The organism is Microbacterium sp. EST19A, from assembly GCF_019969685.1.
GTDB lineage: Bacteria > Actinomycetota > Actinomycetes > Actinomycetales > Microbacteriaceae > Microbacterium.
The window spans coordinates 649,420-668,198 of the sequence record NZ_JAHXYZ010000001.1; the positions used below are offsets into that span (position 1 = coordinate 649,420).

Here is an 18,779-nt window from a genome sequence, read left to right on the forward strand (position 1 = left end):
GTCACAGAAGTCTGTCACGGCCACTCGAGGGCGTCAAGGGACCGCGCGCGGGTCAGCGCGGCGCGGCGACGGAATCGCGCGCGATCAGCACCGGGGCGACCGGGAGCAGGTCGGCCGCGACGGATGCCGCTCCGCCGACCACCGCGGCGACGGCACGCCGAGCGAGTTCGTCGAAGTCCTGCCGCACGGTCGTGAGCTTCGGCCAGTAGAACGCGGCATCCGGGATGTCGTCGAAGCCGACCACGCTGATGTCGGCCGGCACCGAGAGACCGGCCTCGTGCAGCCCGCCGAGCAGGCCGAGCGCCATCTGGTCGTTCGCCGCGAAGACGGCGGTCACCCCGGCGGCGATGATCGCCTCGACCGCGGCGTAACCCGAGCCGGCGGACCAGTCCCCCGCGATCACCGGGCCTGCGGCGAGGCCGCGGTCGGCGATCTCCGCCGCGAAGCCCTCGGCGCGCGACTCGGCCTCGAGCCAGTCCGCGGGCCCGGCGAGGTGGGCGATGCGGGTGTGCCCGGCCTCGGTGAGGGCGGCGACCGCCAGGCGCGCGCCCGCGGCCTGGTCCACCGAGAGTCCGCGCGCACCGCGACCGGCGGAGTGCAGCGTCACCACCGGCACACCGATCCGCAGCGCATCGAGTGCTTCGAGCGTGCGGGCGTGGGGGGCGACGACGACGATCCCCTCCACACCCTGGGTGATGAGATGGTCCACCGCCGAGACGACGGCCGCGGCATCCCCCGCATCGGCGAATGCCGCGCTCACCCAGTACCCCGAACCGCGTGCCGCAGCCTCGAGCGCGGCGATGCTGCGCGACGGCCCGTACTGCAGCGCGTCGGAGGCGAGCACGCCGAGCGTGCGGGAGCGACGGGTGCCCAGCGCCCGGGCGGCGTTGTTCATCCGGTAGCCGAGCTCGGCCATCGCCGCCTGCACGCGCTCGAGGGTCTCGGGCGCGACGTCGGGGTGGTCGTTGAGCACCCGCGACACGGTCTGCCGCGACACTCCGGCGAGCGCGGCGACATCGCGGACGCCGACCGTGCGGCCGGAAGGACGGGCGGACTCACTCACGCCGACGAGTGTACGACGGCCGACCCCCTCGGCTTGCAGCCGTGCCACTCTGGAGACATGCGCATCGCTCTCACGGGATCATCCGGCAAGCTCGGCCGCGTCGTCGCACGCGAGCTGAGGTCGAACGGCTACGACGTCATCGGCATGGATGTCGCGGGCAGCCGCGGACCGGACTTCGTCCAGGTCGACCTGACCGACTACGGCCAGGTCGTCGACGCGTTCACCGCGGTCGGCGACACGCACGACGGCATCGACGCGGTCGTGCATCTGGGCGCGATCCCGGCCCCCGGCATCCGCTCCGACGTCGCGACGTTCCACAACAACATGCCGGCGACGTTCAACGTGTTCTGGGCGGCCGTGCGCCTCGGCGTCCGCCGCATCGTCTACGCGTCGAGCGAGACGGTGCTCGGTCTGCCGTTCGATGCGCCGCCGCCCTACGTCCCCGTCGACGAGGACTATCCGGCCCGCCCGGAATCGGTGTACTCGCTGGTCAAGACCCTCGAGGAGCACATGGCGACCGAGCTGGTGCGCTGGCACCCGGACGTGTCGATCACCGCGCTCCGGTTCTCGAACGTGATGGATCCCGAGGACTACGCGGCCTTCCCGGCCTTCGACGCCGACGCACTCCTGCGCAAGTGGAACCTCTGGGGCTACATCGACGCCCGCGACGGCGCCCAGGCGGTGCAGCGGGCGCTCGAGAACGCGGCTCCCGGCTTCGACCGGTTCATCATCGCCGCGGCCGACACGGTCATGACGCGACCGAACGCGGAGCTGCTCGCCGAGGTGTTCCCGGACGTGCCGGTGAAGGGCGAGTTCGGCCCGAACCAGACCCTGCTGTCGATCGACAAGGCCCGCCGCGTGCTGGGCTTCGACCCGCAGCACTCCTGGCGCGACCACGTGTAGCGCCCGCCGCTACCGCCGGGCGATGGTCGATCCGCGGATCACCAGGCGCACGGGCAGGTGGTGCGACCCCTCGCCGATGTCGACGCCGTCGATCGCGTCGAACACTCGCTGCGCGGCCTGACGGCCCAGCTGCTGCAGGTTCGCGTCGATGCTGGTGAGCTCGGGGCGCGCGTTGGTGGCGAGCACCTCCCAGTTGTCGTACCCGATCACCGCGAGGTCGTCGGGCACGGCGCGTCCGAGGTCGCGCGCCGAGTCGAGAACGCCGCGGGCGATCTGGTCGGATCCGCAGAAGATCGCATCGATGTCCGGATGCCGCTGCAGCAGCAGCGCCCCGGCATCCCTCCCCCAGTGCTCGGTCCATTCCGAGAACATGGGCTCGCCGACGAGCTCGAGACCCGCTTCGGACAGCGCGGCTCTGGCGCCGGCGAGGCGGTCCTGCGCCGCGGCATACGAGGGCTCGCCCGAGATGTGCGCGATGCGGCGGCGCCCGCAGGCCAGCAGATGCTCGATCGCGAGTCGCCCGCCGGCGTAGTTGTCCGGCGTGAGCGACAGGTCCCGCGGGTCGTCCGAGGGCGCGTACGCGTAGACCACGGGCACCGGCAGGTCCTGCCCGAGCGAGGGGCGCGGGTCGGTCTGCCGTCCCACCACGATGATCCCGTCGACGCGTCGGCTCAGCAGCTCCTTCAGGTGATGCTGCTCGCGGATGGCGTCACCTCGGGCATCGCACAGGAACACGTTGATGCGCCCGGCGCCGAACGCGTCTTCCGCCCCCATCAGGATCGGGATCATGAAGCGACCCTCGAGGTCGCTCGTGAGCAGCCCGACCGTTCCGGTGCGACCGGCGAGCAGGCCGCGCGCCATCGCGTTCGGCGTGAAGGACAGCTCCTCGGCGACGGCGAGCACGCGCGCCCTGGTCGCCGCAGCGACGTCGCCGCGGTCGTTGAGAGCCTTGGATGCCGTGGCGATCGAGACCCCGGCCAGACGGGCCACGTCGCTGAGGGTCGCCGCCTTGCTCGCTGATTCGCCGTTTGCCATCTCGCCCCCTGAACGTTGCTGAAAGGTTATCGGAGCGATCCTTGACCGCTGCGCATCTTTCACGATATACCTTTTCGAAAGCGGTTTCGGAGTTTTCGAAGTCGCCCTTCCACGCCCGACAGCGCCGTCACCCGACGACATCATCCGCTCACCGAAGAGTCCTGGAGGCAATCCCATGCACATCACCCGACGCCGTGCCGTCAGACGCACCGTCACCGCTCTTGCCGTCACCGGCCTGCTGCTCGGCCCGCTCGCGGCCTGTGCTGCGGGCGACGCCGACGCCGGCCCCGAAGAGCCCATCACCGCGGAGGGCGTCGACGACGGGTCGACCCTGACGCTCTGGACCCGCGCTCCCATCGAGCGCCAGGCCAAGCTCCTCGTCGACGCCTACAACGACTCGCACGAGAATCAGGTCGAGCTCACGGTCGTCCCCAACGACGACTACGTCGCCAAGGTCGGCGCCGCCGCCGGCTCCGGCGGGCTCCCCGACCTGTTCGCCGCCGACATCGTCTACGTGCCCAACTGGGCGGGGCAGGGCCTGTTCGCCGACATCTCCGAGCAGATCGACGGCCTCGACTTCAAGGACGACATCAACCAGGGCCACCTTTCCGCCGGCACGGTCGACGGCAAGGAGTACGTGCTTCCGTTCGCGCTCGACCTCTCGATGCTGTTCTGGAACAAGGAGCTGTTCGCCGAGGCCGGCCTCGACCCCGAGAAGGCTCCGGCCACGCTCGAGGAGTTCGCCGACGCCGCCCTCGCCGTGCAGGCGCTGAACAAGCCCGGCACGTACGGAACCGCCACCGGCCTGAACTGCGGCGGATGCCTCGTCTTCACCTGGTTCCCCTCGGTCTGGGCATCCGGCGAGCAGGTCATGAGCGACGACGGAACAGAGGCGCTGCTCGACGGCGACGCCGCCCAGGCCGTGTACGACACGTGGGCCGGGCTCGAGGAGGCGGGCGCCGTGCTGCCGAGTTCCACCGACGAGACCGGCCCGACCTGGACCGCCGCGTTCAGCGAGGGCAAGGTCGGCGTCATGCCGTTCCCGGCGACGCTGCTCCCCTCGCTCGAGTTCGACGCGGGCGTGGCCGGCATCCCCGGTGTCGACGGCGGCGTCTCCACGTTCGTGGGCGGCGACGGCATCGGCATCTCGAAGGACTCGAAGCAGTCCGCGCAGGCGTGGAACTTCCTCAACTGGATGATGTCGGAGGAGGCGCAGGTCGAGGTGCTCGCCAAAGACGGCAACGCCGTCTCGCGCGGCGACCTCGCCGACAACGAGTACGCCGCCGCCGACCCGAGGCTGGTCACGATCAACGAGGTCGCGGCACAGGGCGACACCCCCGTGGCCCTGAACTTCCAGCAGGCGTTCAACGCTCCGGGCAGCCCCTGGCTCACGCTCATCCGCAACCGCGTGCTGAACGGCGAGGACTCGGTCACGGCCGACAACGAGGAGATCACCGCGATCCTCTCGCAGTGACCCCCGCGGGGGCGGCACCCCCGTGCCGCCCCCGCCTTCCCGCTCCGATCGAAAGAGGATGAGATGACCTCGACCGCACCCCCGCTGCGACGCCGACGCGGGCGCACCGGATTCGGCGGCCCCGTGCAGGGCTGGCTCTACGCCGCCCCGACGGCGATCTTCGTCGCCCTCCTGTTCGTGGTCCCCCTGGTGCTCGTGCTGCAGATGTCGGGATCCGACTGGCCGCTGCTGAGCGGCAACCGCGGCCCGAACCTGCCGGACAACTTCGTGGATGCCGTCAACCACCGTCTCTTCTGGGACTCGATCCGCTTCACCCTGCTCTACACCGTGATCACGACCGTGATCCTCATCGGGCTGGGTCTCGGGCTGGCGCTCCTCGTGCAGGAGTCGACCCGCTGGAAGGGCTTCCTGCGCACGGCCTTCCTCATCCCGAGCGCGCTGGGCCTGGCATCCGCCTCCCTCCTGTTCTACGTGCTGTACTCCCCGATAGCCGGGCCCTTCGCCGGGCTGATGAAGTCGTGGGGCGTCACGTTCCTCGGCACCCCGGAGGGCGCTCTGTGGTCGACGATCTTCCTGATCGTGTGGCGCTTCGCCGGCTTCTACATGCTGCTCATGCTCGTCGGCCTGCAGGGCATCCCGGACGACATCTACGAGGCGGCGCGCATCGACGGTTCGAGCGCCTGGCAGACCTTCCGTCACATCACCGTCCCGCTCCTCAAGCCGACCTTCGCGCTCACCACCGTGATGTGCGTGACCGGGTCGCTGCTCGCGTTCGAGCAGTTCTACATCCTCACCAAGGGCGGCCCCGACAACAGCACCATGACGGTCGTGCAGCTGATCTACAACGTGGCCTTCCAGGGCCAGAACAGCCTCGGCATCGCCGGCGCCCTCTCGGTGATCGTGCTCCTCGCCCTCATCGTCATCAACGTCTTCCAGTTGCGCGCCTTCCGGCGTCCGGATGAGAGCTGAGAACATGACCGAGACCCTCACGCGCACGATCGTGGCGCCGAACCATCAGCCCACCGCCCCGCGCTACCGCTCGAAGGCCGCGCGCATCGTCTTCGGCATCCCGTACTGGGTGTTCACGACGGGCCTCGCGGTGATCTTCCTCTACCCGCTCATCTGGACCGGTGTCTCCTCACTCAGCCCCGTGGCCGGCACGAGCCAGACCGACGGCTGGGGGTTCGGCAACTACGTCGCCCTCGGCGAATACCAGGCGGGTATCTGGGTGTACCTGGGCAACTCGCTGTTCGTCTCGGTGCTCACCGTCGCCCTGACCCTGTTCATCTCACTGCTGGGCGGTTACGCCTTCGCCCGGTTCTCGTTCCCCGGGAAGAACGCCCTGTTCCTGCTGACGCTCGCGATCCTCATGGTCCCGTACGCGACCCTGCTCATCCCGCTGTACGTGATCCTCAACGCGGTCGGCCTGCAGAACTCGCTGGTCGGAGTCGCGCTCGTGATCACGATGTTCCAGCTGCCGTTCTCGATGTTCATGATGCGCATCTCGTTCGAGTCCATCCCTAAGGAGATGGACGAGGCCGCGATGGTCGACGGATGCTCCAGCTGGGGCGCGCTGTGGCGGGTGCTGCTGCCGGCGGTCAAGCCGGGCCTCGTGACGGTCGGACTCTTCGCCTTCCTCACCGCCTGGAACGACTTCATGGCTCCGCTGATCCTCATCAACGACTCCAACCGGATGACGCTGCCGCTCGCGGTCGCGAACCTCCGCGGGCAGGTGCAGGGCGTCGTCGACTACGGCGCGACCGAGGCCGGAGTCGTCGTGTTGGCGCTCCCCTGCATCCTGCTGTTCCTGATCCTCCAACGACACTACGTGCGCGGCTTCATGTCGGGCGCCTTCAAGGGATGACCATGCGCGACACCACTGCACCGGCGGCTCCGGTCGTCCCCACGCGCGGTCGGCTGCGCCCGCTCGGTCTCGACGAGGTGCGCATCACCGGAGGGTTCTGGGGTGAGCGCCAAGACGTCAACGGGACCGCGACGCTTCACCACATCGGCTCGCGGCTGGAGTCGGAGGGCTGGCTGCCCAACTTCGACCTCGCCGCCGCCGGCACGCTGCCCGAAGGACGGCGCGGACGGGAGTTCTCCGACTCGGAGGTCTACAAGTACCTCGAGGCGCTCGCCTGGGAGATCGGACGGACGGATGCCGCGGCCGACACGGCGCTCGAACAGCGGTTCCGCGAGGTCGTCGCGCGCGTCGCCGCCGCGCAGGAGCCCGACGGCTACGTGAATACGCGGTTCGGCCGTCCCGGGCAGGGCGATCGCTGGTCGGAGCTGGAGTGGGGGCACGAGCTGTACTGCCTCGGGCACCTGTTCCAGGCCGCCGTGGCCCGTCACCGTACGCGACCGGATGCCGACGACGGCCTGATCGAGGTCGCGCGGCGCGCGGCCGAGCTGGTGTGCCACGAGTTCGGCGCCGACGGACGCGACGCGATCTGCGGTCACGCCGAGGTCGAGGTCGGGCTCGCCGAACTCGGTCGGGTGCTCGGCGACCAGCGCTTCATCGATCAGGCCGCGCTCTTCGTCGAACGGCACGGACGCGGGTCGCTCGCCGAGATCGAGTGGGGGCAGGAGTACTTCCAGGACGACGTGCCCGTGCGCGATGCCGAGGCTCTGCGCGGTCATGCCGTGCGGGCGAACTACCTCTCCTCCGGGGCGACGGATGTCGCGGTCGAGCTCGCGGACGACGGCCTTCTCGATGCCCTGCGCGGGCAGTGGGACCGCACGGTGGAGCGCCGCACGTACGTCACCGGCGGACAGGGTTCCCACCACCAGGACGAGGCCTTCGGCGACGACTGGGAGCTGCCGTCGGACCGCGCGTACTCCGAGACGTGCGCGGGGATCGGCTCGATCATGTTCTCCTGGCGACTGCTGCTCGCGACCGGCGAGCCCCGGCATGCCGACCTCATCGAACGGACGCTCTTCAACGTCGTCGCGACCTCGCCCGCGCCCGACGGCCGGTCGTTCTACTACGCCAACACGCTGCACCAGCGGGTTCCCGGAGTCGAGGCGGATCCGGAGGGCACGTCGAAGCGCGCATCGTCGTCGCTGCGCGCACCCTGGTTCGAGGTCTCCTGCTGCCCGCCCAACGTCGCCCGCACGTTCGCAAGCCTCGCCGCGTACGTCGCCACCGCGGATGCCGAGGGCGTGCAGCTGCACCAGTACGCACCGTCCTCTGTGCGGACGACGCTGGTCGACGGACGGGTCGTCGCGTTCGACGTCGAGACCGGATACCCGGTCGATGGCGGCATCCGCGTGACGATCGTCGAAGACACCGAGTTCGCGTTGACCCTTCGGGTGCCGTCGTGGGCGTCCGGCGCGGCGGTGCGGCTCCGCACGGGTGACGGGCTCATCGAGCATGCGGCCGACCCCGGCACCGTCGAGGTCCGCCGGGCGTTCCGCGCCGGCGACGTCGTCGAGCTGATGCTGCCGCTCGCTCCCCGCCTGACGACACCAGACCCGCGGGTGGACGCGGTGCGCGGTTCGGTCGTCGTCGAGCGCGGGCCCGAGGTGCTGGCGCTGGAATCGATCGACTTCGGTGCCGACATCGTCGACGCGGTGGTCGCCGGGGATCCGGTTGAGAACGACGGCAGCGTGCGCCTCCCGGTGCGCAACCGCACCTCCGGCGAGGTCACGGATGCCGTGCTCGTGCCGTACCACGACTGGGCTCAGCGCGGTCCGTCGACGATGCGGGTCTGGATCCCGACGGCCTGACCTGCGTGCGCCGTTCCGGTCGCACTTCGTGCTGTCTCCCACCTGCGCGGGCGGCAGAAACTGCGACCGGAATCCGGCCGGGCGGCAGAAACTGCGACCGGAACCCGACTACAGCCCCAACCGCTCGAGGTACGGGTTCACCAGCCGACGCTCGGGATCGTAGCGCGCGGCGAGCGCGGCGAAGTCGTCGAAGCGCGGGTACCGCGAGCGCACCTCGGCGCCGTCCAGCGTGAAGACCTTGCCCCAGTGCGGACGGGACGTCGGCGGCAGGGCCGCCTCGATCGTCGGCAGCAGCGCGAGGACGGCCGCTTCCTCGGGTTTCCAGGTGAAGTGGATGCCGACGGCATCCGTCTCGAACGACGAGCTGAGCCACAGGGCGTCGGCCCGCACCGTGCGGATCTCGTTCACGAGCAGCAGCGGAGCGATCTGCCCGGCGAGTGTGCGCACGGCCTGGATCGCGGCGACCGCATCGGCGCGGGGCACGAGGTACTCCGTCTGGATCTCGGCACCGGCGGAGGGCGTGAACTCGAGCTTGAAGTGCGGCAGCCTCTCGAACCACGGCCCGGCCACCGCCTGCTGCGCGGTGCAGGCGATCGGGTCGACACCGAGGATCGGATGCCGCTCGCCCTGGGCGGCCTCGGCGCCGAGGCGCTCGAACAGCGACGCGCGCGCCAGCTCATGCGCCTCGGGAAGGCGCTGCTTGACCCAGATCTGATCGGCGATGTCGGTGCGCTGCCAGGTCGAGAAGATGCTCACGCTCGTGCCGACGCTGGTCACGTCGTCGAAGTCGCGGAGGATCGCCTCCCAGTCCGGGTGCTCGAACACGTGCTGCGCGATCTCGTAGGTCGGTTCGACGTCGAGCGTGACGTCGATGACGGCGCCGAGCGCCCCGAGGCTCACGACGGCGCCGTCGAAGTCGGCGTCGCCGCGGTGCAGTGTGCGCGTCTCGCCCGCGGGGGTGACGATCGTGAGTCCGCGCACGGCGCTCGCGAGCGAGCCGATCGCGTCACCGGAGCCGTGCGTTCCGGTGATGACGGCACCGGCGACCGAGATGTGCGGGAGGGAGGCGAGGTTCGCGAGCGCGAGGCCTTCCGCCTCCAGCAACGGCGCGATGTCGCCGTAGCGCAGAGCTCCCGAGACCCGGACCGCATCGCGCGCGTCGTTCACCTCGAACACGGCGGGAAGGCGGTCGAGGGCGATGAGCACGCCATCCGTGTCGGCGAGGTCGTTGAAGGCGTGCCGCGATCCCAGCATCCGCACCGGGCCGCCCTGCGACAGCAGCGCCGCGAGTTCATCGATCGACGACGGATGCTCCAGTCGTGATGCGCGATACGTGAGGTTGCCCGCCCAGTTGCGTTCGATGCCCATGGCGCCATGATAGCCAGATCACGACTCGCTACAACGATGTAGTCCTGTCATCGGTCATGCACCCCCAGTAGGCTGACCGGATGACAGCGACGCTCCCGCCACGCGCGACGATGAAGGACGTCGCCGCTCTCGCCGGGGTGTCGATCAAGACCGTGTCGAACGTCGTCACGGGCACCGTGGCCGTGCGGGAGCAGACCCGCGCCCGCGTCGAATCCGCGATGGCGCAGCTCGACTTCGTGCCGAATCTCAGCGCGCGAGGACTCCGCAAGGGGCGCTCCGGCATCATCGCCGTCGCCCTCCCCGATCTCGCCACCGCGTTCTCGGCCGAGCTCATGCACCGCATCGTGGAGGCCGCGCACGAACGCGGTCTGGCCGTGCAGATCGAGGAGACAGCGTCGGTTCCGGAGCGCGAGAAGGAGCTCGTCTCGCGGGCCAGGGCGCACCTCGTCGACGGGCTGATCCTCAACCCGATCCGCCTCGAGGACAGCGTCATCAAGTACTCCGACCGCCTGCCGCCGCTGGTCGTGATAGGCGAGGTCGAGCAGAACCGGGCCGATCACGTGCGCATCGACAGTCGGCTCGCCGCGGCCGATGCCACCCGGCATGTGCTCTCCCGCGGCGCCACCCGGGTCGCCGTGGTCGGCGCCGACGACGACCCCTCCGTCGCCACCGCGACCAGCCGCCTGCGGCTCGAAGGCGTGCACGATGCCCTGCGCGAGGCCGGTATCCCGCGGGACCCGGCGCTCGAGGTGAACCGCCTGCCCTGGTCGATGTCGGGAGGGGCGGATGCCGCGCGCACGCTGCTCGCGCGCGGCGTCGCGTTCGATGCGATCGTGGCCCTCACCGACTCCCTGGCTCTCGGTGCCCTGCACACGCTGCACGATCACGGCATCCGCGTTCCCGACGACGTGATCGTCACCGGTTTCGACGACGTCGAATTCTCGAAGTACACCTCGCCCGCTCTGACGTCGGTCGCCTTCGATCGCCGCGCGTTCGCGGAAGCCGCGCTGAGCCTGCTCGAGTCCCGCATGGACGACCGCAGCACGCCGCCGCGAGCGCTCACCCTGTCGCACCACCTGCTCGAGCGCGCCAGCACCGACGGCCGCCCCGCGGGCTACCACCCCTGAGACACTGCCTCCGCTGCGCGTTCCGGCATAATGCTTGCGCGTCGATTACATCGATGTAATGATGAGGCGTCCACCCACCGGTCACGAAGGAGTGACGATGACGCCCCCACTCGATCTGTCCCGCAGGCAGTTCCTGGCCGCAGCCTCCGTGGCAGCAGGCACGGCCCTGCTCGCCGGCTGCGCACCCGGCGCGGTCTCCGCTTCCGGAACCCAGACCCTGCAGTTCTGGCACCTGCTGAGCGGAGGCGACGGAGTCACGATGTCGCAGCTGCTCGACGAGGTGAACGGCGCGCAGAGCGCGTTCCGCATCCGTCCCACCGTGCTCGCCTGGGGCACGCCGTACTACACGAAGCTCGCCATGGCCGGCGCCGGCGGTCGCGCACCCGACGTCGCGATCATGCACGCGACCCGCACGGTCGGCTGGGCCCCCGGCGGCCTGCTCGACCGGTGGGACCTCGACAAGCTCGCCTCCCGCGGAATCGACGAATCCGCCTTCCCGAAGCCGATCTGGGAGAAGGGCTTCGTCGGCGAGGGCATGTACAGCGTCGCGCTCGACGCCCACCCGTTCGTGATGATGTTCAACACCGACATCTGCGATGCGGCGGGGGTGCTCGACAGCGACGGCAAGCTGCAGGAGACCTCGTCCCCCGAGGAGTTCCTCGACCAGCTGCGCACGGTCGGCGGCAAGGCCGAGGGCCACGCACTCTCCTACGGCTATCTCGGCGACGGCGCCCAGATGTGGCGTCTTTTCTACACGTTCTACTCGCAGCACGGCGGTGCCATCGAGCTGCCGGCCGGCGGGCCCGCCGTGATCGACAAGGACGTCGCCATCGAGTCGCTCTCGCTGATGCGCACGCTCCTCGACGGAGAGATCGCGCTCGCGCAGGCCGACTACGGCAGCGCGATCGCCGAGTTCGCCACCGGCAAGAGCGGGATGCTGTTCACCGGCGTCTGGGAGCTGCGCACCATGCAGGCTGCCGAGCTGCCGTTCGATGCGACGATGATCCCGACCCTGTTCGGGACGCCGGCCGTCTACGCCGACTCGCACTCGTTCGTGCTTCCCCACCAGACGAACGCCGACCCGGCACGCCGGGAGCTGACCTACGACTTCGTCGCCGACATGCTGAAGAACTCCTTCGGCTGGGCCGAGGCGGGCCACATCCCCGCCTTCCTGCCCGTCACGGAGTCTCCCGAGTACGCCGACCTCCTCCCGCAGGCGAACTACGCCGAGGCCGCGCAGCACGTCGTCTACGACCCGACGGCCTGGTTCACCGGCTCCGGCTCGAACTTCCAGGGCGAGTTCGGCGCCGCCGTGCAGAACGTGCTGCTCTCAGGCGACGACCCCGCCGCCGCGATCGACCGCTTCGAAGCACGCGTGAACACCCTCCTCCGACAGCCGAACCCCGCCGATCCCGAAGGGACGTTCGGATCATGACCACCGCCACCGATTCCACCCGCACGATCGTCACCGGATCGAAGACCGCACCCCGCGGCCGCCGCGCCGGCTCCCGCAACCGCGAGCAGCTCATCAGCTGGGCGTTCCTCGCGCCGTTCCTCGTCGCGTTCCTGCTGTTCCTCGCCTGGCCCATCGTGCACGGCATCATCCTCAGCTTCACCGACCAGTCCCTCACCGGCGCGGGCGGCGCGTTCGTCGGCTTCGCCAACTACGCCGAGGCGCTCGGCGACCCGAAGATGTGGCAGTCGATGGGCAACACGGTGTGGTTCACGCTGCTCTCCACCGTTCCGCTCGTCGTGATCGCCCTCGTCATGGCGGCACTCGTCGACCGCGGCATCCCCGGTCAGTGGCTGTGGCGCCTGTCCTTCTTCATGCCGTTCCTGCTCGCCTCGACCGTGATCTCGCAGATCTGGGTCTGGATCTTCAACCCGCAGGTCGGCGCGGCCAACAACATCCTCGAGTTCTTCGGGCTCGAGCCGCTCGCCTGGCTGCAGAACCCCGACACGAACATGATCTCGATCGTGATCGCGACCGTGTGGTGGACCGTCGGCTTCAACTTCCTGTTGTACCTGGCCGCGATGCAGAACATCCCGCCGCAGCAGTATGAGGCGGCCTCCCTCGACGGCGCCGGCGCGTGGCGGCAGTTCTGGTCGATCACGCTCCCCCAGCTGGGACCGGCGACCGTGCTGATCCTGATCCTGCAGATCCTCGCCTCGTTGAAACTGTTCGATCAGGCGTACCAGATGCTCGGCGGAGTCGCGAGCGACACCACCCGCTCGATCGTGCAGTACATCTACGAAGCCGGCTTCGTCAGCTACCGGTTCGGCTACTCGGCCGCCATCTCCTACGTGTTCTTCGCTCTCATCGTCATCCTCGGCGTCGTGCAGGCACTCATCACGCGCCGCCGGAAGGAGCAGTTCTGATGTCCACCGCCACTGTCACACCCACCGCCACCCGCACCGAGGCGATCACCACCGTCGATGGCGGCAAGCCGCGCCGTGCCCACCTTCCCGGCCAGAAGCCGTTCGGTCCGCTCCGCATCGTCGCGTTCGTCGTGCTGCTGCTGCTCGCGATCGGCTGGCTGCTGCCGTTCCTGTGGGCGGTCGCGACCGCCTTCAAGACCGAGACGGATGCCGCGTCCGGCGATCCGGGATGGATCGGCGCGAGCGGCCCCACGGCCGACGCGTTCACCGCGATCCTGTCGCAGGGCAACGTCTACACCTGGGCGTTCAACAGCCTGTGGACCTCGATCGCCATCACCCTGATCACGCTGACGATCTCGGCGCTGGCCGCCTATGCCTTCTCGCGTCTGGACTTCAGCGGACGCAAGTGGCTGTTCGTCGTCATCATCGCCTCGATCGTCGTGCCGCCGCAGGTGCTGATCATCCCGCTGTTCTACGAGATGCTCGCGTTCAACATGATCGACACGTACTGGGGCCTGATCCTGCCGCAGGTCGTCGCACCGGCGATGGTGTTCATCCTGAAGCGGTTCTTCGACGCGATCCCGATCGAGCTGGAAGACGCCGCGCGCGTCGACGGCGCGAGCCGCCTGCGCATCTTCTGGTCGATCGTGCTGCCGCTGTCGCGTCCGATCATGGCGTCGGTCGGCATCTTCGTCTTCATCGCCGCGTGGAACAACTTCCTCTGGCCGTTCCTCGTCATCAACGACACCACCCTGATGACGCTGCCGGTCGGACTGCAGACCGTGATCAGCGCCTACGGCGTGCAGTACGCGCAGGTCATGGCGCAGGCCGTGCTCGCGGCGCTCCCGCTGATCGTCGTGTTCCTCATCTTCCAGAAGCAGATCGTCAAGGGAGTCGCGACCAGCGGCTTCGGCGGTCAGTGATCCCCCACCCGGCCACAGAGCCAGATACAAGGAGAGCAATGTCTCAGGCCCGCATCACCATCGACCGCGACTTCACGATCGCCGACGTCCCCCGGAGGCTCTTCGGGTCGTTCGTCGAGCACATGGGGCGCTGCGTCTACACCGGCATCTACGAGCCCGGCCACCCCCAGGCCGACGCCCGAGGATTCCGGCAGGACGTGCTGGCCCTGGTGAAGGAGATGGGACCGACGGTGGTCCGCTACCCCGGCGGCAACTTCGTCTCGGGATACCGCTGGGAGGACGGGGTCGGTCCCGTCGAGGATCGCCCCGTGCGCATCGACGGCGCCTGGCACACGATCGAGACCAACGCGTTCGGCCTGCATGAGTTCATGGACTGGGCGAAGGATGCCGACGTCGAGGTCATGGAAGCCATCAACCTCGGCACGCGCGGCGTAGAGGAGGCCCGCGCGCTCGTCGAGTACGCGAACCACCCCGGCGGCACATACTGGTCGGATCTGCGTCGCAAGAACGGGGCTGAGCAGCCCTTCGACATCAAGCTGTGGTGCCTCGGCAACGAGCTCGACGGGCCGTGGCAGATCGGCGGCAAGACCGCCACCGAGTACGGGCGTCTGGCGCAGGAGTCGGCGAAGGCGATGAAGCTCGTCGATCCGACGATCGAACTCGTGGCGGTCGGCTCATCGGGCCGGTCGATGCCGACGTTCGGCACGTGGGAGAACACGGTGCTGACGCATGCCTATGGCGAGGTCGACTTCATCTCGATGCACGCGTACTACCAGGAGCATGACGGCGACGCCGCGTCGTTCCTCGCCGAATCGGTCGACATGGACGCCTTCATCGAGGGCGTCATCGCGACGATCGACGCGGTGAAGGCCGCGGGCAAGCACACGAAGCAGGTCGACATCTCGTTCGACGAGTGGAACGTGTGGGATCAGACGAAGTTCAACGACGTCGAGCAGGGCGAGATCGCGAAGGCCGGCTGGAAGCAGCATCCGCGCCTGATCGAAGACGAGTACAACGTGACGGATGCCGTCGTCGTCGGCACTCTCCTCAACAGCCTCCTGCGCCACGGCGACCGCGTGAAGATCGCCAACCAGGCGCAGCTCGTCAACGTGATCGCGCCGATCCGCTCCGAGGAGGGCGGGGCCGCCTGGCGGCAGACGAGCTTCTGGCCGTTCGAGCGGATGGCCCGCCTCGCCCGGGGGCGCATCCTGCGCCTCGCGGTGTCGGCGCCCCAGATCGAGACGAAGCGCTACGGCGGCGTCGACGCGGTGGACGCCGCGGCCACGTGGGACGAAGCCACCGGGCGGGTCGTGGTGTTCGTGGCCAACCGCTCCCTCGATGAGGAGAGCGACCTCACGATCGACCTGCACGGGCTCGGCGGCCTGCGGGTCGTGAACGCCGAGACCCTCACGATCCCCGAGGGCGGCGACCGTCACACCTCGAACCTCGAGACCGCCCCTGACGCCGTGCACATGATGCCGCTCGGTGCCGCCGAGGTCGTCGACGGCACGGTGCGCGCGACGCTGCCGCCGCTGTCGTGGTCGGTCATCGAGCTGGAGGCCACTCGCGCCTAGAGTTCCCGTTGCAGAAAGGCCCCGATACTGGGAAGTATCGGGGCCTTTTCGCGACCGAGGCGGCTCAGGTTCCCGGCGAGACGCCCTTCTCAGCCGGTTCCACCAGCGAGAGCGGATCGGCGATGTCCTCGAGCGACTTGCCCGCGGCGCTCACGCCGAAGATGCCGCAGATGATGCCGCCGAACATCATGATCGCCGCTCCCAGCACATAGCCCCAGAACAGCGGACCCCGGTCGCCCGTCTCCGCGCTCTCTCCGATGAGAGAGCCGTACAGCACCGGCGCGATGGCGCCCACGAGCTGACCGATCGAGAAGACGTACGAGATCACCTGGCTGCGCAGTTCGAGCGGGAAGATCTCGCTGACCGTCAGGTACGCCGCCGAGGCACCCGCCGAGGCGAAGAAGAACGATGCGCACCAGAACGCCGTGTGCGTGGCCGCGTTCAGCGTTCCCGCGTTGAACAGGAACGCGCTCACGAGCAGGATGAGTCCCGCGAGCATGTACGTCCCGAACAGCATCCGCCGCCGACCCCACGTGTCGAAGAAGTGGCCGAGCACCAGCGCACCGGTGAGGTTCCCGACGGCGAACACGATGAAGTACTGCGACGCGGATGCGGGCGGGGTGTCGTAGAAGTTCTCCAGCACCAGCGCGTACGTGAAGAAGATCGCGTTGTAGAGGAACGACTGCGTCACCATCATGGTGATGCCGACCAGGGTGCGCCGAGGGTACTTCTTGAACAGCACCTTCACGATCACGAGGAACGGGACGCGGCCGTACTCCTTCACCGTGATGGCCTTCGACTCGTCCACCGGAGGGATCGTCTTGCCCTCCTTGCGGATGCGCTCCTCGATCTCGTCGACGTTGCGCTCGGCGGCCTCCTCACGGCCGTGGGTCATCTGCCAGCGCGGGCTCTCCGGGATGTGGCGGCGCAGCCAGATGATGAGCACGCCGAGCACGGGGCCGAGGAAGAAGCTGAGCCGCCAGCCGATGTCGGCGGGGAGGATGTCGGTGTTGAGGAAGAACACGTTCGCCACGGCGCCGAGCGCCGCGCCGCCCCAGTACGTCCCGTTGATCGCGATGTCGACGCGACCGCGGTACTTCGCCGGGATGATCTCGTCGATCGCCGAATTGATCGCCGCGTACTCGCCGCCGATGCCGGCACCCGCGACGAACCGCCAGATGTAGAAGAACCAGGGCGCGAAGGCGAGACCCGCGACCGCGGAGCCGATCAGGTACACGGCCAGCGAGACGAGGAACAGGTTCTTGCGTCCGAGCCGATCGGTGAGCCGCCCGAAGACGAGGGCGCCGAACACCTGCCCGAGCAGGTAGCAGGTGCCGGCCAGACCGACCTCGGCCGGACCCATGCCGAGGGTGGCCGCATAGCCGTTCGCGGCGACGATCTGCACCTCGAGGCCGTCGAGGATCCAGGAGAACCCCAGGCCGACGACGATCATCCAGTGGAATCGCGACCAGGGCAACCGGTCCAGTCGTGCGGGGACGAGTGACCGGACTTCCTTGACGGGAACGTCGGACGCGGACATGGAGCCTCCCTCTCGAGGGGGCTCGCCGTGGCCCCGGCATCCGTCTTACTCCTCCCGGCCGACCCGATGCACAGGGTTGACCGAGAGGCGGATGCCGCGCTAGGAGACCGTCGCGCGGCGGACGCGATGAGGTCCGCTCAGCGTTGCCGGCCGCCGTCGCGCCCGTACCGCTCGTCGAGACGTCGCGTCGTGCGGCGGGCGATGACGACCAGCACAGCGCTCGCGACCGCTGCGATCGAGAACCCGAGTGCAGCGACCCATCTGGACGTCTCGTTCCCGTCGAAGATGAGCGCCCCCCAGAAGCCCACCGCGCCGATGACCTGGAGCACGAGGACGACCGACCACACGATCGTGCTGCGCCGAAGCGCCCGTCGCTGCCGAACCAGCGACGGCGTGGGATCACTTGTGGGATCACTCATGGTCCGAGCCTCACCATCTTCGAACGGCGAAGGGATGCTGACGCGCCGGCGGTTCAGCCGGCGGCTTCCTCCGGCCGCTCGAGCACGTCGATCGCCGCCGTGTCGGGCTCGTACTCGTCGATGTGCCGCTCGTCCGGACCGTCATAGGCCGAAAGCGGGCGGATCAGCGCGTTCGAGGACTGCTGCTCGATGATGTGCGCGGTCCACCCGGTGATGCGCGACGCGACGAAGAGCGGTGTGAACGTGAGCGTGTCGAACCCGATGAGGTTGTACGCAGGCCCCGACGGGTAGTCGAGGTTCGGATAGATGCCCTTCCGGCCGACGAACTCGCTCTCGAGCTTGTCGTACAGCTCGCCGACCGCCGGCTTGTCGTAGTGCTCTACGAGAGAGTCGAGCGCGGCCTTCATGGTCGGCACCCGCGAGTCGCCGCGCTTGTAGACCCGGTGCCCGAAGCCCATGATCTTGCGCTTCTCGGCGAGGGCCGCGTCGAGCCAGCTCTCGACCTGGTCGGCCGTGCCGATCTCGTCGAAGATGTGCATGACGGCCTCGTTCGCGCCGCCGTGTAGGGGTCCCTTGAGCGCCCCGATGGCTCCGACGACCGCCGAGTACAGGTCGCTGAGCGTCGAGGTGATCACACGGGCCGTGAACGTCGAGGCGTTGAAGGAGTGCTCCGCGTAGAGGATCATCGAGCGGTTGAACGCATCGACGACCACGGGATCGGGCTCCTCGCCGAAGGTGAGCCAGAGGAAGTTCGCCGCGTAGTCGAGGTCGTCACGCGGCTCGACCGGTTCCAGGCCGCGACGTCGACGCTGGCCGTACGACACGATCGCCGGGAGGGCCGCGAACAGCCTGAGGCTGCGCTCGAGGTTCTCCTCGGGCGTGCCCACCGCATCGAGCACGTTGGCGATGCCCGCGGTCTCGATCGCGCCGATCACGCTCACGGCCGTGCGCACCTCGTCCATCGGGTGCGAGTCGAGCGGCAGCCGGTCGATCGCATCCTTGACGACAGGCGAGAGCGCGCGGTGCGTGCGTTCGGTGAGGCGGAAGGCGGCGAGCTCCTCCGCAGTGGGGAGCTCGCCGTTCCACAGCAGGTAGGCGACGGCCTCGAAAGGCTGCGTCGCGGCCAGCTCCTGCACGGGGTAGCCGCGGTAGAGCAGGCTGTTCGTCTCGGGGTTGACCTTCGAGACGGCCGTCGTGTCGACGACGACGCCCGCGAGGCCCTTCTTGATGTCCGGCTCGGTCATG

General features: G+C 69.0%; 16 protein-coding genes. 10 read left to right on the forward strand and 6 right to left on the reverse strand.

The features are described from left to right. Window positions 1-52 precede the first annotated feature (52 nt). Window positions 53-1,063 carry a LacI family DNA-binding transcriptional regulator gene (locus tag LC452_RS03265; RefSeq protein ID WP_223622589.1) on the reverse strand — a complete coding sequence of 337 codons (1,011 nt, stop codon included), beginning with the start codon at window positions 1,061-1,063 and terminating at the stop codon, window positions 53-55. Window positions 1,064-1,120: 57 nt separating this feature from the next. Here LC452_RS03265 and LC452_RS03270 point away from each other — a divergent pair, with 57 nt between their 5' ends. Beyond that, window positions 1,121-1,966 carry an NAD(P)-dependent oxidoreductase gene (locus LC452_RS03270; RefSeq protein ID WP_223622590.1) on the forward strand — a complete coding sequence of 282 codons (846 nt, stop codon included), beginning with the start codon at window positions 1,121-1,123 and terminating at the stop codon, window positions 1,964-1,966. A gap of 9 nt (window positions 1,967-1,975) precedes the next feature. Here the strand turns inward: LC452_RS03270 and LC452_RS03275 are convergent, their stop codons facing one another. Further along, window positions 1,976-3,001, reverse strand: a complete 1,026-nt coding sequence (locus tag LC452_RS03275; protein WP_223622591.1) for a LacI family DNA-binding transcriptional regulator — start codon at window positions 2,999-3,001, stop codon at window positions 1,976-1,978. 175 nt (window positions 3,002-3,176) lie between these two features. Between LC452_RS03275 and LC452_RS03280 the strand changes: the two genes are divergently transcribed. From LC452_RS03280 to LC452_RS03295, 4 genes are all read left to right on the forward strand, one after another. Then, on the forward strand, window positions 3,177-4,475 hold the full coding sequence (locus LC452_RS03280) for a sugar ABC transporter substrate-binding protein (RefSeq protein ID WP_223622592.1): 1,299 nt from the start codon (window positions 3,177-3,179) through the stop codon (window positions 4,473-4,475). A 63-nt stretch (window positions 4,476-4,538) separates the two neighbouring features. Beyond that, window positions 4,539-5,444: a carbohydrate ABC transporter permease gene (locus LC452_RS03285; protein WP_223622593.1), complete on the forward strand. Its 906-nt coding sequence runs from the start codon at window positions 4,539-4,541 to the stop codon at window positions 5,442-5,444. A gap of 4 nt (window positions 5,445-5,448) precedes the next feature. Next, complete coding sequence (locus LC452_RS03290) at window positions 5,449-6,339, forward strand: carbohydrate ABC transporter permease (RefSeq protein WP_223622594.1); 891 nt, start codon at window positions 5,449-5,451, stop codon at window positions 6,337-6,339. Continuing rightward, window positions 6,336-8,204 carry a glycoside hydrolase family 127 protein gene (locus LC452_RS03295; RefSeq protein WP_374197756.1) on the forward strand — a complete coding sequence of 623 codons (1,869 nt, stop codon included), beginning with the start codon at window positions 6,336-6,338 and terminating at the stop codon, window positions 8,202-8,204. Before LC452_RS03290 ends, LC452_RS03295 begins: the two co-directional genes overlap by 4 nt. A 108-nt stretch (window positions 8,205-8,312) precedes the next feature. Here the strand turns inward: LC452_RS03295 and LC452_RS03300 are convergent, their stop codons facing one another. Next, window positions 8,313-9,572, reverse strand: a complete 1,260-nt coding sequence (locus LC452_RS03300; protein ID WP_223622596.1) for an FAD-binding protein — start codon at window positions 9,570-9,572, stop codon at window positions 8,313-8,315. Between the two features lie 80 nt (window positions 9,573-9,652). Here LC452_RS03300 and LC452_RS03305 point away from each other — a divergent pair, with 80 nt between their 5' ends. The 5 genes from LC452_RS03305 (at window position 9,653) to LC452_RS03325 (ending at window position 15,575) form a co-directional block, all read left to right on the forward strand. Continuing rightward, on the forward strand, window positions 9,653-10,699 hold the full coding sequence (locus tag LC452_RS03305) for a LacI family DNA-binding transcriptional regulator (protein ID WP_223622597.1): 1,047 nt from the start codon (window positions 9,653-9,655) through the stop codon (window positions 10,697-10,699). Window positions 10,700-10,796: 97 nt separating this feature from the next. Continuing rightward, complete coding sequence (locus tag LC452_RS03310; protein ID WP_223622598.1) at window positions 10,797-12,134, forward strand: extracellular solute-binding protein; 1,338 nt, start codon at window positions 10,797-10,799, stop codon at window positions 12,132-12,134. Further along, complete coding sequence (locus LC452_RS03315; protein WP_223622599.1) at window positions 12,131-13,078, forward strand: carbohydrate ABC transporter permease; 948 nt, start codon at window positions 12,131-12,133, stop codon at window positions 13,076-13,078. The genes LC452_RS03310 and LC452_RS03315 overlap by 4 nt, the downstream gene beginning before the upstream one ends. Next, window positions 13,078-14,001: a carbohydrate ABC transporter permease gene (locus LC452_RS03320; RefSeq protein WP_223622600.1), complete on the forward strand. Its 924-nt coding sequence runs from the start codon at window positions 13,078-13,080 to the stop codon at window positions 13,999-14,001. Before LC452_RS03315 ends, LC452_RS03320 begins: the two co-directional genes overlap by 1 nt. Window positions 14,002-14,039: 38 nt before the next feature. Next, entirely contained in the window at window positions 14,040-15,575 is a 1,536-nt protein-coding gene (locus LC452_RS03325; RefSeq protein ID WP_223622601.1) for an alpha-N-arabinofuranosidase, read from the forward strand. 64 nt (window positions 15,576-15,639) lie between these two features. On the opposite strand, the gene LC452_RS03330 is transcribed toward LC452_RS03325, so the two are convergent. The 3 genes from LC452_RS03330 to LC452_RS03340 form a co-directional block, all read right to left on the reverse strand. Beyond that, window positions 15,640-17,115, reverse strand: coding sequence for an MFS transporter (locus LC452_RS03330; RefSeq protein WP_223622602.1), 1,476 nt, complete (start codon window positions 17,113-17,115; stop codon window positions 15,640-15,642). Between the two features lie 137 nt (window positions 17,116-17,252). Further along, window positions 17,253-17,534 (reverse strand): hypothetical protein, encoded by a 282-nt coding sequence (locus LC452_RS03335; protein WP_223622603.1) that lies wholly within the window; start codon window positions 17,532-17,534, stop codon window positions 17,253-17,255. 53 nt (window positions 17,535-17,587) lie between these two features. Continuing rightward, complete coding sequence (locus LC452_RS03340; RefSeq protein WP_223622604.1) at window positions 17,588-18,778, reverse strand: bifunctional 2-methylcitrate synthase/citrate synthase; 1,191 nt, start codon at window positions 18,776-18,778, stop codon at window positions 17,588-17,590. Between the last annotated feature and the right edge of the window lies 1 nt (window position 18,779).

Bases quoted from the DNA above. Each gene is read 5' to 3' on its own strand.
- LC452_RS03270 (WP_223622590.1), top strand. From the start codon at position 1,121: ATGCGCATCGCTCTCACGGGATCATCCGGCAAGCTCGGCCGCGTCGTC.
- LC452_RS03275 (WP_223622591.1), bottom strand. From the start codon at position 3,001: ATGGCAAACGGCGAATCAGCGAGCAAGGCGGCGACCCTCAGCGACGTG.
- LC452_RS03280 (WP_223622592.1), top strand. From the start codon at position 3,177: ATGCACATCACCCGACGCCGTGCCGTCAGACGCACCGTCACCGCTCTT.
- LC452_RS03285 (WP_223622593.1), top strand. From the start codon at position 4,539: ATGACCTCGACCGCACCCCCGCTGCGACGCCGACGCGGGCGCACCGGA.
- LC452_RS03290 (WP_223622594.1), top strand. From the start codon at position 5,449: ATGACCGAGACCCTCACGCGCACGATCGTGGCGCCGAACCATCAGCCC.
- LC452_RS03295 (WP_374197756.1), top strand. From the start codon at position 6,336: ATGACCATGCGCGACACCACTGCACCGGCGGCTCCGGTCGTCCCCACG.
- LC452_RS03300 (WP_223622596.1), bottom strand. From the start codon at position 9,572: ATGGGCATCGAACGCAACTGGGCGGGCAACCTCACGTATCGCGCATCA.
- LC452_RS03305 (WP_223622597.1), top strand. From the start codon at position 9,653: ATGACAGCGACGCTCCCGCCACGCGCGACGATGAAGGACGTCGCCGCT.
- LC452_RS03310 (WP_223622598.1), top strand. From the start codon at position 10,797: ATGACGCCCCCACTCGATCTGTCCCGCAGGCAGTTCCTGGCCGCAGCC.
- LC452_RS03315 (WP_223622599.1), top strand. From the start codon at position 12,131: ATGACCACCGCCACCGATTCCACCCGCACGATCGTCACCGGATCGAAG.
- LC452_RS03320 (WP_223622600.1), top strand. From the start codon at position 13,078: ATGTCCACCGCCACTGTCACACCCACCGCCACCCGCACCGAGGCGATC.
- LC452_RS03325 (WP_223622601.1), top strand. From the start codon at position 14,040: ATGTCTCAGGCCCGCATCACCATCGACCGCGACTTCACGATCGCCGAC.
- LC452_RS03330 (WP_223622602.1), bottom strand. From the start codon at position 17,115: ATGTCCGCGTCCGACGTTCCCGTCAAGGAAGTCCGGTCACTCGTCCCC.
- LC452_RS03335 (WP_223622603.1), bottom strand. From the start codon at position 17,534: ATGAGTGATCCCACAAGTGATCCCACGCCGTCGCTGGTTCGGCAGCGA.
- LC452_RS03340 (WP_223622604.1), bottom strand. From the start codon at position 18,778: ATGACCGAGCCGGACATCAAGAAGGGCCTCGCGGGCGTCGTCGTCGAC.